General features: G+C 71.3%; 10 protein-coding genes and 2 pseudogenes. 6 read left to right on the top strand and 6 right to left on the bottom strand.

The genetic code is table 11. The features are described from left to right. Position 1: 1 nt before the first annotated feature. Complete coding sequence (locus Phou_RS24415) at positions 2-709, bottom strand: TetR/AcrR family transcriptional regulator (protein ID WP_173059284.1); 708 nt, start codon at positions 707-709, stop codon at positions 2-4. 158 nt (positions 710-867) lie between these two features. Here Phou_RS24415 and Phou_RS24410 point away from each other — a divergent pair, with 158 nt between their 5' ends. Continuing rightward, the gene (locus Phou_RS24410; protein WP_173059281.1) at positions 868-1,872 is read left to right on the top strand and encodes an NAD(P)-dependent alcohol dehydrogenase; all 1,005 of its coding nucleotides are present in this window, start codon (positions 868-870) and stop codon (positions 1,870-1,872) included. A 114-nt stretch (positions 1,873-1,986) separates the two neighbouring features. Here Phou_RS24410 and Phou_RS24405 read toward each other — a convergent pair whose 3' ends face one another. Then, positions 1,987-2,409, bottom strand: a complete 423-nt coding sequence (locus tag Phou_RS24405) for a hypothetical protein (RefSeq protein ID WP_173059278.1) — start codon at positions 2,407-2,409, stop codon at positions 1,987-1,989. A gap of 23 nt (positions 2,410-2,432) precedes the next feature. Here Phou_RS24405 and Phou_RS24400 point away from each other — a divergent pair, with 23 nt between their 5' ends. Continuing rightward, positions 2,433-2,891: a helix-turn-helix transcriptional regulator gene (locus Phou_RS24400; RefSeq protein ID WP_173059275.1), complete on the top strand. Its 459-nt coding sequence runs from the start codon at positions 2,433-2,435 to the stop codon at positions 2,889-2,891. Here Phou_RS24400 and Phou_RS24395 read toward each other — a convergent pair. Both Phou_RS24395 and Phou_RS24390 read right to left on the bottom strand, forming a co-directional pair. Further along, the gene (locus Phou_RS24395) at positions 2,792-3,997 is read right to left on the bottom strand and encodes an FG-GAP-like repeat-containing protein (protein ID WP_173059272.1); all 1,206 of its coding nucleotides are present in this window, start codon (positions 3,995-3,997) and stop codon (positions 2,792-2,794) included. The two genes, Phou_RS24400 and Phou_RS24395, sit on opposite strands and share 100 nt — an antisense overlap. Before the next feature lie 288 nt (positions 3,998-4,285). After that, positions 4,286-4,720, bottom strand: coding sequence for a MarR family winged helix-turn-helix transcriptional regulator (locus tag Phou_RS24390; RefSeq protein ID WP_173059268.1), 435 nt, complete (start codon positions 4,718-4,720; stop codon positions 4,286-4,288). 50 nt (positions 4,721-4,770) lie between these two features. Between Phou_RS24390 and Phou_RS52950 the strand changes: the two are divergent. The 4 genes and pseudogenes from Phou_RS52950 to Phou_RS24375 form a co-directional block, all read left to right on the top strand. After that, positions 4,771-4,989: pseudogene (locus tag Phou_RS52950) on the top strand (hypothetical protein); the annotation flags it as partial. 47 nt (positions 4,990-5,036) lie between these two features. Next, positions 5,037-5,207, top strand: coding sequence for a hypothetical protein (locus tag Phou_RS52945; RefSeq protein ID WP_246274112.1), 171 nt, complete (start codon positions 5,037-5,039; stop codon positions 5,205-5,207). An 89-nt stretch (positions 5,208-5,296) separates the two neighbouring features. Next, positions 5,297-8,984, top strand: a pseudogene (locus Phou_RS24380) (S8 family peptidase). Between the two features lie 104 nt (positions 8,985-9,088). Further along, positions 9,089-10,078, top strand: coding sequence for a helix-turn-helix transcriptional regulator (locus tag Phou_RS24375; RefSeq protein ID WP_173059262.1), 990 nt, complete (start codon positions 9,089-9,091; stop codon positions 10,076-10,078). Positions 10,079-10,091: 13 nt separating this feature from the next. Here the strand turns inward: Phou_RS24375 and Phou_RS24370 are convergent, their stop codons facing one another. Then, positions 10,092-11,192: a tetratricopeptide repeat protein gene (locus Phou_RS24370; protein WP_246274065.1), complete on the bottom strand. Its 1,101-nt coding sequence runs from the start codon at positions 11,190-11,192 to the stop codon at positions 10,092-10,094. Then, on the bottom strand, positions 11,189-12,628 hold the full coding sequence (locus Phou_RS52940) for an NB-ARC domain-containing protein (protein WP_246273846.1): 1,440 nt from the start codon (positions 12,626-12,628) through the stop codon (positions 11,189-11,191). Before Phou_RS52940 ends, Phou_RS24370 begins: the two co-directional genes overlap by 4 nt. Positions 12,629-12,779: the final 151 nt, after the last annotated feature.

The raw sequence follows: 12,779 nt of genomic DNA, 5'->3' as shown, positions 1-12,779 counted from the left end.
GCTAGGTCGCGGTGTGCGGGCGGCGGCGTGCCGGCTTGCCGCCGCGGAGCCGCTCGAGGCCGTCGAGGATGAAGTCGAGTGCGAACGCGAACTCGACGTCGTCGTCGCACGGCCCGAGGACGCCAGTGTGGGTGACCGCGAGGGCCATCTCCACGGCGTAGGGATGGGTGGCGCCGAGCTCGCTGGCGAGCCTCGAGGCTGCCTCCGGCTCCAAGGCGCCGGAGTCGTCGAAAAGATCCTGGGTGAAGCCGAGCGCGCGGCTGCCGAGGATGTGCAGGGCGTGATGCGCCTGCGCGACGGAGAAGCCGCCTTCGCGCAGGACACCGATCACCGCGTTCACGTAGTTCAGCACAGCCAGTCCGGGCGTAGCCCGCGTCTGGATGGTGCGTGGTGCCCAGGGGTGGCGCAGCACCACGCCGCGTGCGGCCAGCACGATCCGGCGCAGCGACGCCTTCCAGTCGGGACCGTCGCCGTCGGTCGGGATCTGGCCGATCACCGCGTCGACCATGCCGTCGAGCAGGTCGTCCTTGTTGCGCACGTGCGTGTACAGGGACATCGCCTCGACATCCAGCTCCCGGGCGAGCCTTCGCATGCTGATCGACTCGATGCCGTCCCGGTCTGCGAGCTCGACCGCCGCCGCCACGACGCGCTCTCGAGTCAGCTGGGTGCGGCGTTCAGCATCCGTCTTACGCAGCCCGGTGATCTTCATGTCGCCAATCCTTGTCTACGGCGCCGGCGCGGTCGTCGAAGACCCTCTTGACACCTTACGGCGTACGGGTCATCCTTACGCCGTAAGGCATCTACCTTACGACGTAAGGTCCCTGCCTGAGGGAGGTCTACGAGGCGATGGCGACCAATCCGCCCATCATGCGGGCTGTTGTCCAGGACGGCTACGGCCCACCGGCGGTCGTGCTGCGGGTGGCCGAGATCCGGCGGCCGTCGCCCGGCGCCGACGAGGTCTTGATCCGGGTATGGGCAACCAGCGTGAACACCCCGGACTGGGCCACTGTGGCCGGCGTGCCGCATGTGCTTCGCCTGAGCTTTGGGCTGCGACGCCCGAAGCACCCGGTCCGGGGCAGCGACGTCGCCGGCATCGTGGAAGCCGCCGGCCGGGAGGTGACCGACCTGCGGCCCGGCGACGAGGTGTTCGGGTCGCTGTGGGGTGGCAGCGGAGCCCGGGCCGGCACGTTCGCGCAGTACACGGCCGCACCGGCCGCCCAGCTCGTCAAGAAGCCGGCCGCGGTCACCTTCGAGGAGGCCGCGGCGTCGGTGATGACCGGGCTCACCGCCCTGACCGCCATGCGCGACGTCGCCGGGGTGGGCCCTGGCGCCCGCGTGCTGATCAACGGCGCGTCTGGCGGCGTCGGGACCATGGCGGTACAGATCGCCAAGTCACTTGGCGCGGACGTCACCGGCGTCTGCGGTACCGGCAACGTCGAGCTGGTCCGGTCACTCGGTGCGGACCAGGTGATCGACTACACCGAGCAGGATTTCACGCAGAGCCAGCACCGGTTCGACGTGATCCTCGACAACGTGCTGAACCACCCACCGCGGATCACCGCGAGGCTGCTGACGCCCAACGGGCTCCTCATCCCGAACAGCCTCGGAAACACCGGGGGCTTGCTGGCCGGCCTGCCCCGGACTGCGCGAGCGGCCCTGATGGGAAGGTTCACCAGTACCCGTGTGAAGCTCGTGACCACCACCGTGAACCGCGACAACCTCACCGCGCTCCGCAGCCTCCTGGAATCCGGCCAGGTCAAAGCCGTCATCGACAAGACCTACCCGCTCGACCAGGCGGCGAACGCGGTCGCGCACATGCTGACCCACCACGCCAGGGGCAAGGTCGTCATCACCGGTACGACATCGGCGTAGCCGGTTCGCGATCTCGCCGCGACCTGAAACGGGCCGGTCGCCAATACCGTAGGTGCGATGGTGGGCGTGCTGGATCGGCGAGTCGACGGGTGCGTGCGGCACGTGTTCGACGGGTCAGGGTATGTGCTGGGCCGGTTCGAATGCCCGCCGCATGCCGCACGGTGGGCCACTGTCAACTGGATCGGCGCGCAGCCGCACGTGGTCGTCCCTGACACCGCGGTACGGCTGATTCCGGACGGCGACGTGCCGTACGTGTCCACGGTCAACCACGGCTTGGTTTACGACCGCGATGTGCACTTCCGCCGGCGGCTGGTCAGCACGGATGGTGATCGGTGCACGTTCGCGATCGTCTCCGACGACCTCGCCGCCGAGCTGGGCATCGAGCACCGACAACGCCGGATCAGACGCCCGCGCCTGCGCTACGGGTCGTGCGACGCCCGGGCGTACGCGGTACTGCACCAGGCACGTGCCGCGCTCGCCGACCCCGCGGTCGACCTGCTCGCGGTCGACGAGGCCGTACTGTCGGTGCTGCGGCACGTCGCCGACCGGGTGGCGGCCCCGTGGCGCCCCACACCACGGGGCCGCGACCGGCCACGGCACGAGCCCGGCGGCAGGCGGTCGAGCAGATCAAAGCCATGTTGGCCGCGGACCCCTCGAAGCCGTGGACGCTTGCCGAACTGGCCGCTGTCGTGCACTACTCGCCGTACCGCCTGGCCCGTATGTTCCGTGCCCACACCGGCTACCCGATCGCCGGATACCGGCGGCAGCTTGTGCTGCGGGCCTCGCTGCCGGACGCGGTCGCCCGCCACTCGGACCTGTCCAGCATCGCCGCCGCGTACGGTTTCAGCAGCCACAGCCACTACACCCGGATGTTCCGGCAGGTCTTCGGCTGCACACCGTCCCAGGCGCAGGCAGGCCTTCACGTGCTGACGACGTACACCACGTCCCCGATCGCCGCGGAGAGCAACAGCTCGGTCCGCCCGTCGCCATTGACATCACCGAGCCCGACCGCGTCGTAGCCCAACGTCTCACCCGCGTTCTGGCTGGCGTAGTCGAACAGCTTACGGCCGGTCCGTCCGGAGTAGACGATGACCCGGCCCGCCTGCGGCGCTGCCGCGCTGCTGGCGTACAGGCCCACCACGACGTCCGCGTGGCCGTCGCGGTCGACGTCACCAGCAGACCGGCCCGGACCTGCGCCGTCGCCCGGCTGCTCGCCCCGGAACAGGTGCAGCAGCCGGCCCGTCCGCCCGGAGAACACGTATGCCTGCCCAAGCGGCGTGCTGCAGTCACCGGCCGCGTCATCTGCGCAGAAGTCTCCGACGTACACGTCGTTTCGCCCGTCGCGGTCGACGTCGCCGGCGCTGGCCACGAAGAACCATCCGAACTCCGCAGACCGCTGGTTGCCCGCGAGCACATGCCGCAGCCGGCCGTGGTGCCCGTCGTACACGTAGGCGAGGCCACGGTCGCCCGGTCCGGCGTCCTTCGCCCCGATCACGTAGTCCGCACGCCGGTCGCCGGTCACATCGCCCACGGCACCGGTTCCCCAGCCAAGTCCGTCGCCGGCCGCTCTGCCGTCGTGTACGCGCAGCATCGCGCCGGTCCGCCCCGATACGACATACGCCCGACCCGCGTCCGCGCCGTTTGCGCCGTCGTGGCAGGGTGCACCGACAAGCATGTCGGCACGGCCGTCGCGGTCGACGTCACCGGCCGCGGCGACCGCCGCACCGAACTGGTCGCCCGGCGTCTCACCGTCGATCCGCAGAAGCATCGCCCCGTCCGCGCCGGAGTACACGTAGACCCGACCGGTACGGGGGACCGCCGTGCAGGCCAGCGCCGAGACGCCGGTGGCTCCTACCACGACATCCGCGACACCGTCCGCGTTCACATCACCGGCGTCCGCCATCGCGTACCCGTGCCGGTCCTCCGCCGCACCCTCGAACCGGTACAGCAGCGCCCCCGTCCGGCCGGAGACCACGTCGGTGTGCCCAGCCGCTGTTCCGGCCGCGTCCTGGTGGAACGGTGCGCCGATGATCGCCTCGCGGGCGCCGTCGCCATCGATGTCCGACAGCTCACTGACCGCGAACCCGAACCGCTCCCCCGCCCTGTCGCCGCGCCAGGTGTGCACGAACACAGGCTCCGGCGACGCCGCTGCCGCTGGGACAGCCACCACGCCGGTAGCTCCGACCGTCACACTCACCACAACCAGCCCGCCCATCAGGCGGCGGGCACACATCGTTGATGACATTCGTGCCGCCCCTCCCCGGCGGCTCCGTCGTCCGCCGATGCGGCCACGCTAGGAGCCGCCGCGAGACGCCGCTGTCACGGTCGTGCCCACTTCGCGACCGCCAACGGAACCTGAGCCCACCGCCTACGGAACCTGAGCCGATCGCCAGCGGAGCCTGAGCCGATCGCCTCAGGCGGGAGGCGCGCCGAGGGCCTTGCGGAGCAAGGCGGCCAGCTGGTCCCGCTCCGTGGCGTCGAGGTTGGCGATGGCCGAGCGGGCGAACTCGAACGACTCCTCGAACTCCGCGTAGAGGTCGCTGCCGCCCGCGGTGCGGATGATGAGGCGGGAGCGGCGGTCGTGCGGGCTCGTCTCGCGCCGGACCAGGTCGCGCGCCTCGAGCCGGGCGATGATCTGCGTGATGTTGGACGCGTCGCAGCCCAGCTCGTCGGCGAGCTCGCTCATCCCGCGCGGCCTGGCCAGGCGGCCGAGCACGCACGCCTGCGCCACGCTCAGCCCGTGGTTGATCGCGGCGGTCTCGTAGGCGCGGTCGTACGCGTCGACGAAATCGAACATGGCCCGCTCGGCGTCGGTCGACGCGGTGACGGGCCCGGGCGGGACCTGCATGCGAACACTCTACCAAAAACTTGATCCCATCAAGCTTCTGTGCCAGCATCATGCTTGATTCAATCAAGTATCTGTCGAGGAGTGGATTCGCGATGACAGCTGGAAGCGGGAGACGAGCCCGGGAGTGGCAGCTGGTACGCCGGCCGGAGGCACGCGCGTCTTCGGACGATTTCGCGCTGGTCGAGACCGAGGTGCCGGAGCCGGCACCGGGGCAGGTGGTGGTGCGCAACACCCACCTGTCCGTGGACCCCTACATGCGCGGCCGGCTGGACGACCGGCCGCCCGCGGCTTCCTGGTCACCGACCACTACGACCAGATGCCGGCCTTCCGCGCCGAGATGGCCGCCTGGATACGCGACGGCCGGATCAGCCAGCGGCACACCGTCGTGGAGGGCATCGAGCGGGTGCCGGAGGTCATGTTCGGACTGCTGCGGCCCGGCACCGCCACGGTCGGCAAGGCGATTGTCCGCATTCCCGAGGCGTCGTGAGCCGTGGCCCGGTGGCGGGTCTTCGTCATGGCGCAACCCCGCCAAGTGAAGCTCTTCACTGGGATCTCACGGCCAGGTAGACCGTTGGCATGTCGTCTCGCGTATCGCACTTCGCTTCCCGGTCCCGGAAGCAGCTCTCGATAGCGGCAGTGGTGCCGTTACTGGCGGCAGGGCTTGCCGTGCCGCAGTCCGCAGCGCTGGCCGCGCCGCGGGCGGCCACGCCTGCCGGGGCGGCGGCGACCGCCATCCACCGGGTCACCCTGGTCACCGGCGACGTCGTGACCGTACGGACCCTCGCCGGCGGCGAGCAGACCGCCGAGGTGGACCGGCCGGACAACGCGACCGGCGGGGTGCGCATCCAGAAGAACGGCGGGGACCTGTTCGTCCTGCCCGACGAGGCGCTGCCGCTGCTGAGCGGCGACAAGCTGGACCGGCGGTTGTTCAACGTCACCGATCTCATCGAGATGGGGTACGACGACGCGAAGGCGGCGGCCGTCCCCTCATCGCCAGGTACGTGCCCGGCCGCGCGCGTGCGGCCAGCCCGGTCGCCCCGCGGGGCAGCAAGCTGGTCCGGCCGCTGGCCAGCGTCGGGGGCGCCGCGTTGACGGCGGACAAGACGCAGGCCCACACCTTCTGGAACACCATCACCCGGCCGGGCAGCACCACGCTGCAGGGCGACGTGGCCAAGCTGTGGCTGGACGGCCGGGTGAAGGTGAGCCTCGCCGAAAGCGTGCCGCAGGTCGGCGCGCCGCAGGCCTGGGCGGCCGGGTACGACGGCCACGGCGTCAAGGTCGCGGTGCTCGACAGCGGCATCGACGCCACCCACCCGGACCTGGCCGACCAGATCGACGACAAGGTCAGCTTCGTGCCGGACCAGGACACCTCGGACGTGAACGGGCACGGCACCCACGTCGCCTCGACGATCGTGGGCACTGGCGCGGCCTCCGGCGGCAGCTACAAGGGAGTCGCGCCCGGTGCCGACCTCGTCGTCGGCAAGGTGCTCGGCGACGACGGCTCCGGCGCGGATTCCTGGGTACTGGCCGGCATGCAGTGGGCGGCCGAGTCGGGCGCCGACATCGTGAACATGAGCCTCGGCGACGACATTCTCACCGACGGCAGCGACCCGATGTCTGTCGCGGTGGACACCCTGTCCGCGCAGTACGGCACGCTCTTCGTCGTCGCCGCCGGCAACTCCGGCCCGCAGACCATCGGCGCGCCCGCCGCGGCGGCCAGCGCGTTGACCGTCGGCGCGGTGGACAAGCAGGACGTGCTCGCCTACTTCTCCAGCACCGGCCCGCTGGCCCGCAGCGGCGCGCTCAAGCCCGATCTCACCGCGCCGGGTGTGGCCATCACGGCGGCCCGTTCGCAGCAGATGACCGGCGACACCGGCATGTACCGCAGCATCGACGGCACCTCCATGGCGACCCCGCACGTGTCGGGCGCCGCCGCGATCCTGGCCCAGCGGCACCCCGACTGGTCCGGCCAGCAGCTCAAGGAGGCGCTGGTCAGCAGCGCGAAGGGCCTGGCCGACACGTACTCGCCCTACGAGGTGGGCACCGGCCGGCTCGACGTCGCGGCGGCCGTCCGCAACACGGTACGGGCCACCGGGTCAGCCTTCTTCGGCAACCACGACTGGCCGCACGAGCCGACCGACGCCCCGGTGACCAAGCCGGTGACCTTCACCAACTCCGGCGCCTCCGACGTGAGGCTCGACTTGGCGCTCACCGGCACCGGACCGTTCACTGTGGACGCCTCGACGGTGACCGTACCGGCGGGCGGGAGCGCCGACGTCCACGTCACCGGCGATCCGACCGGCGCCGCCACCGGCCAGTTCACCGGATATCTGGTCGGCACCGACGCCACCACCGGGACCGCGGTCACCCGTACCTCCCTCGGCATGCTCAAGGAGGACGAGCGGTACGACCTGAAAGTCAAGCTGATCGGCAGGGACGGCAAGCCGGCTCGCGCGACCGTGGTGGTGGACAAGGAGAACGAGTGGGACTCCTGGCTGTACACCGTGGACGGTGAGGCGACGCTGCGACTGCCGTCCGGCACGTACACGGTGGAGACCGCCCTGGACGTCCAGGGTGAGCGCTCGGACTCGCTCGGCCTCGCCGTGCTGGTCGATCCGGAGACAGTGCTCACCTCGTCGGCCGAGGTGGTGCTGGACGCACGCCGGGCACGACTGCTGGACACCACCGCGCCACAGCGCGCCGAGAGCCGGCAACGCAAGATCGACTTCCAGGTCGACTACGCCGGCGGCGACAGCTACCGGGCCGCCTACCTGGTGCCGGTGCGGTACGACGACATGTACATCTCGCCGACCGAGCGGCCGCGCCTCGGCTCGTTCACATTGGCGACCCGGTGGCGCGAGGGTGAGCCGTCGCTGAGCCTGAAGGCATTCGGCCTGCCGGAGGTGGAGGCCACGGCGCAGCCGGGCGGCACACTCACCGCGGGGTCGGACACGTTGGCCGCGGTCTACGCGGGCACCGGGGCGGCCGGCGAGTACGACGGTCTGGACGCCGCCGGCAAGGTCGCGGTGGTGACGCGCAGCGCCACCGTCGCTCCGGCGGAGCGCACGGCGGCCGCGGTGGCGGCCGGAGTGGCGCTGCTGCTGGTCGTCAACGACGGGGCCGGCGTGCTCAACGAGTACGTCGGCGAGTCGCCCATCCCGGTGGCCACGGTGCACCGCGACGCCGGAGCATCGTTGATCCGCCTGGCCAAGAGCGGCCGGCTGAAGCTGCACGCCACGCAGGTGCCGTACGCGACCTACGTCTACGACCTGACTCGTGTCTACTCTGGACACGTCCCGGATCGGCCACTCGCCTACCGGCCGAGCCAGCGGGACCTGGCTCGGATCGACGCGCGCTACTTCAGCGTTCGCGACACCGAGGGCGGCGGTTACCGGTACGACATGACGTTCACCCGTCGTACGGTTTCCCGGAGCGGGAGTGGTACCCCGGTACCCGTACCGAATGGGTCACGCCGGGCGTGGCCTGGCACGAGGTGCACAACCAGGGCGAATGGGTGGACACGGCCAACCGCAACACGTACGCCAAGCGCAGCACCACGCGCCTGGACTGGTTCGCACCCGCCATCCGGCCGGCGTTCAACCGGGCGTTCGCGGTGCAGAACAGCCGCTACCAGGACTACATGACCATCAACGTGCAGGCGTGGACTCCGTCGGGTGACGGGTTGGAGCACGGGGGCAACCTGGACTGGGGCTCGGTGCCGACCAACATGAAGCTGTTCCAGGGCGACACCCTGGTGCACGAGAACGAGTGGGCATCCGACATGCAGTGGGTTACCGTTCCGCCGGGCACCCTGCCGTACCGCCTGGTGCTGGACGCCTCACGCCCCGCCGAACAGTGGCGGCTGTCCACCCGTACGCACACGGAGTGGGACTTCGTCTCCGGCACCGCCGCGTCGGACGACTTCGAGCCCTTCGCGTTGCTGCAGATGGAGTATCGCCTCGCCACTGACCTGCGCGGTGACGTGAAGGCCGGCACCAGCCAGCAGATCCGCCTCAAGGCGATCCCGCAGGCGGGTGGTGGCCCCAGCACCGGCAACGTCACCTCGGTCACCCTCGACGTGTCATACGACGACGGCGCGACCTGGCAACGGGTGAGCCTGCGCAAGACGGCCGGCGGCTGGTGGGACGGCACGCTCAAGCTGGCCAAGAAGCCGGGCGGCTTCCTGTCGGTGCGGGCTGCCGGCGCCACCGACGCCGGGTTCGCCATCAAGCAGGAGGTCATCCGGGCCTACGGCATCCGGTAAAGATCTCGCCGCCCCCTCCCGTGGAGCACCAAAATCTGGCACGTTATGGATCAACACACGTACGTACCAGATGCCCTGGTCACCAGGGCGAGGGGCGGCTGCCGATGCTCGGCGCGCTGGGGCTCACGCCCGACGAGGAGACGGTGTACCGCGCGCTGCTCAGCCGCCCGGGCACCGCCGCGGCCGAGCTCGCCCAAGCGCTGGCGCAGTCCGGATCCGAGGTCTCGGCGGCGCTGTCGCGCCTCGTGGCGCACGGTCTGGTGGTCCGCGCGGGCAACGGTTTCACCGCGGCCCCACCCGCCGTGGCGCTCGGCGCCATGATCAGCGAGCGGCGTGACGCGCTGCGGACGGCCGAACTGGGGCTGGCCGCCTTCGCCGAGGAGCACCGGGCGGCGATGGTCGGCCGCTCCATCAGCGAACTGATCGAGGTCATCACCGGGATCGACGCCATCCGCCATCGTTTCCTCCAGCTCCAGCACGCCGCCCGGACGCAACTGCGCAACTTCGTGACCGCGCCGTTCATCGCCGTGCCGCCCGGCGAGAACACGGGCGAAGACGCCGCCATCGACCGGGGTGTGGAGGTCCGCGTCGTCATCGAACGGTCGGCCCTGGCCGAACCCCGGACCTTCCACGAGACGGTGGCGTCGTTGCACAACGGGGTGAAGGTGCGCGTCGTCAAAGAACTGCCGATGAAGCTGGTGCTTGCCGACGCCGACATCGGCCTGGTACCGCTGGCGGCCGAACCGTACGGCGAGCCCGGCGCGGTCCTGCTGCACCGCAGCGGACTGCTCGCCGCGCTGGACGCGCTGTTCGAAAGCACGTGGCAGCACGCGCACCCGCTCGACCTGTCGATCGCTGGCACCGACCCGGCGGCGGCCGACGACCTGACCGAGCGGCAGCCCGACGGCATCACCCCGCTGGACCGCAAGATCCTCGCGCTGCTGGTCGCCGGCCTGACCGACCAGGCGGTCGCCACACAGCTGAACCTGTCGCTGCGGACGCTGCAACGCCACCTGCGCCGCCTGATGGACCTCGCCGTCGTCGACAACCGGATGCAGCTCGGCTGGTACGCCGCCCACCAGGGCTGGGCCTGACCGCGCCACCGCGCTACTCGGTGGCCTGGGCCTCCATCTCGCGCCGCACGGCGGCGGCTTCCGGTGCGCCGATACCGTCGAACAGCGCCAACGCCTCCGCAAGCGCCGATCCGGACCGTTCGTGCTCGCCGACGCCGGCGAAGGCGGCCGCGAGGCTGCGCAGTGCCCGTCCCTCGTGCAGTCGTTTGTCGGCGGCGCGAAAGAGCGGTACCGCCTGCTCAAGAACGTCGACCGCGGCGCCGTGGCGGCCCTGCGCCAGGTGGAGGTCGCCGAAGCACAGCAACGCCCATGCCTCGCCGACCGGGTCGCCCATGTCCCGGTAGGCGGCACGCGCGCGGTCGAGCTCAGCGGTCGCGGCGGCGAACTCGCCGCGCTCGCGGTGGACGTCTGCCAGGCAGAGCAGGATCGCGGCCTCGCCCGCCGTCGACTGGTACCGGACGAAACTCTCCTGCGCCGCCTTGAAACATCGCATGGCCGTGTCGAGATCGCCGCGCTCCCGGTGCACGTCGCCGAGGTCGAGCAACGCCCACGCCTCGCCGAGCGGGTCGTCGACGTCGCGGAGCACCGGCAGGCAGCGGTCGAAGCACTCGATCGCCTCGTCGTACCGCCCGCTGTCGCCGTACACGTCGCCGAGCCACCGCAAGGTCTGCGCCTCGCCGTGGCGGTCGCCGAGCGACGCGAACAGCGGGAGCGCCTCCTGGAAGAACCGGATCGCGGACTCGAACTCGCCCCGGTTGCCGCAGATGTGCGCCAGCCACCGCAAGGTCTGCGCCTCGCCGTGGCGCTGGCCCAGATCCCGGAACAGCCCGAGTGCCTCGCGCATCCGGGTCTCCGCCAGCTCCGGCCGGCCCTGGTTGACCGCGACGGCGCCGAGGTGGTGCAGGACAACGGCCCGCCCGGGAACGTCGCCGAGCGCCTCGAAGCCCGCCAGCGACTGGTACAGCAGCGCCTCGGCCTCGTCGAACCGTCCCCGGTAGCGGGACAGGCGGCCGAGGTGCTGCTGGACGACCGCGGCGCCCCGTGCGTCGTCTGACCGGCGCGCCGCCTCCAACGCGATCTGTTGGACGTGGCCCCAATCGCGCAGCCGTGCCCGGATCTCGCAGTACGGCGTCATGGCCGCGGCCAGCCGCCAGGTCGCCTCGTCGAGGCCCTGGGCCGACGCCTGCTCGACGGCGGCGATGAGGCCGGCCCACTCGGTGTTGAACCAGCCCAGTGGCTCGTCGACCGCGGGCGCCCGCTCGTCGTAGCGCAGGACGGCGGCGCCCGCCTCGGCGCGTGCGAGGTACGCCTCGATGAGCCGGCGCACCGCCGCGGCCTGATCGGTCGCCGGCATTTCCTCGCGCAGCCGTTCCCGCGCGAAGACGCGGAGCAGGTCGTGGAAGCGATACCGAGGCTCGTCGTCGCCCCCGCCTCGACCAACTGCGCGTCGGCCAGCCCTTCCAGCAGGTCGGCAGCCTCCCGCGCGGTGCAGTCGAGCAGCGCGGCCAGCGTCCACGGCGCGAAGTCGGGTGCGTTGGACAAGCCGAGTGCCTGAAACGCCAGATGTTGCCTCGGCTCGAGGTCGTGGTAGCTCAGCGCGAAGCTCGCGCGTACCTCCAGGTCTCCGGCGCGCAGCTCGGCCAGCCGTTCCCCTTCGTCGCTGAGCCGGCGTACGAATCCGGACAGTGTCCAATGCGGCTTGGTCGCCAGCCGCGCGCCGGCGATCCGGACCGCGAGCGGCAGGCCGCCGCACAGGTCGACGATCCGGCTCGCGGCTTCGGGGTCCGCCGCGACGCGCTGCGCACCGACAACGGATGAGAACAGCGTGTGCGCCGCCTGATGGTCCATGACGTCGAGCACCAGCGGCTGCGCGCCCTCCAGCCCGGCCAGCGGCCGCCGGCTCGTCACCAGTACCGCGCTGCCCGGGCTGCTGGGCACCAGCGGACGGATCTGCACCTCGTCGGCGGCGTTGTCGAGCACGACGAGCACGCGCCGGCCGGCGAGCCGGGCGCGGTACATGCGGGCGCGCTCCTGGAGGTCCTCCGGGATCACCGGGCCGGGCACGCCGAGGTCGCGCAGGAATCCGGCGAGTGCGTCCTCCGGCGTGACCGCCTGTTCCTCGACGCCGCGCAGGTTGACATAGAGCTGTCCGCCGGGAAAGCGCCGCGCCACCTGGTGCGCGACCCGGATGGCCAACGCCGTCTTTCCGACGCCGGCCTTGCCGGCCACGGTCGCGATGGCGATACGGTCATCAGACCTGGATTCGAGCCGTTCGAGGAGCGTCGCGAGATATGCCTCGCGGTCGGCGAAGTCGCCGAGGTCGGGTGGCAGCTGGCTGAGCGGGGAACTGGCGACGGGCCGGTCGGGCGCCGCCGGCCGCTCGTCCGAGCCGCCTCCGATCTGGACCGCGGTGAGCCACCCCGACAGCAGCGACGCGGCGACGGCGAGGGTGAGCTGGATCGGGTGGGGACCACCGCTGGGAAGGGAGAGCCCGGTAGCGAGGCCGGCGAACACGCCGGCCGCGGCGAGCACACCGATGAGCACCGGCCGGGCCCGGCGCCGCCGCCTCATGTGTAAGCCTCCGGCGGGCGCCGCGCGACAGGTCGCCCACGTAGGGTCACCAGAGCATCCTATCGATTGCTTCCCCGCTTACCCGTCATCCCGAGCGGGGCACGCGGTGTACCGGCTGCCCGGTGCGGCGAAATAGTTGCCGCGGTGATGC

The sequence above is a fragment of the Phytohabitans houttuyneae genome (assembly GCF_011764425.1).
Lineage (GTDB): Bacteria > Actinomycetota > Actinomycetes > Mycobacteriales > Micromonosporaceae > Phytohabitans > Phytohabitans houttuyneae.
This window is presented reverse-complemented; position numbering and strand designations above follow the sequence as displayed.

Bases quoted from the DNA above. Each gene is read 5' to 3' on its own strand.
- Phou_RS24415 (WP_173059284.1), bottom strand. From the start codon at position 709: ATGAAGATCACCGGGCTGCGTAAGACGGATGCTGAACGCCGCACCCAG.
- Phou_RS24375 (WP_173059262.1), top strand. From the start codon at position 9,089: ATGCTCGGCGCGCTGGGGCTCACGCCCGACGAGGAGACGGTGTACCGC.
- Phou_RS52945 (WP_246274112.1), top strand. From the start codon at position 5,037: ATGCCGGCCTTCCGCGCCGAGATGGCCGCCTGGATACGCGACGGCCGG.
- Phou_RS24410 (WP_173059281.1), top strand. From the start codon at position 868: ATGCGGGCTGTTGTCCAGGACGGCTACGGCCCACCGGCGGTCGTGCTG.
- Phou_RS52940 (WP_246273846.1), bottom strand. From the start codon at position 12,628: ATGAGGCGGCGGCGCCGGGCCCGGCCGGTGCTCATCGGTGTGCTCGCC.
- Phou_RS24390 (WP_173059268.1), bottom strand. From the start codon at position 4,720: ATGCAGGTCCCGCCCGGGCCCGTCACCGCGTCGACCGACGCCGAGCGG.
- Phou_RS24370 (WP_246274065.1), bottom strand. From the start codon at position 11,192: ATGACGCCGTACTGCGAGATCCGGGCACGGCTGCGCGATTGGGGCCAC.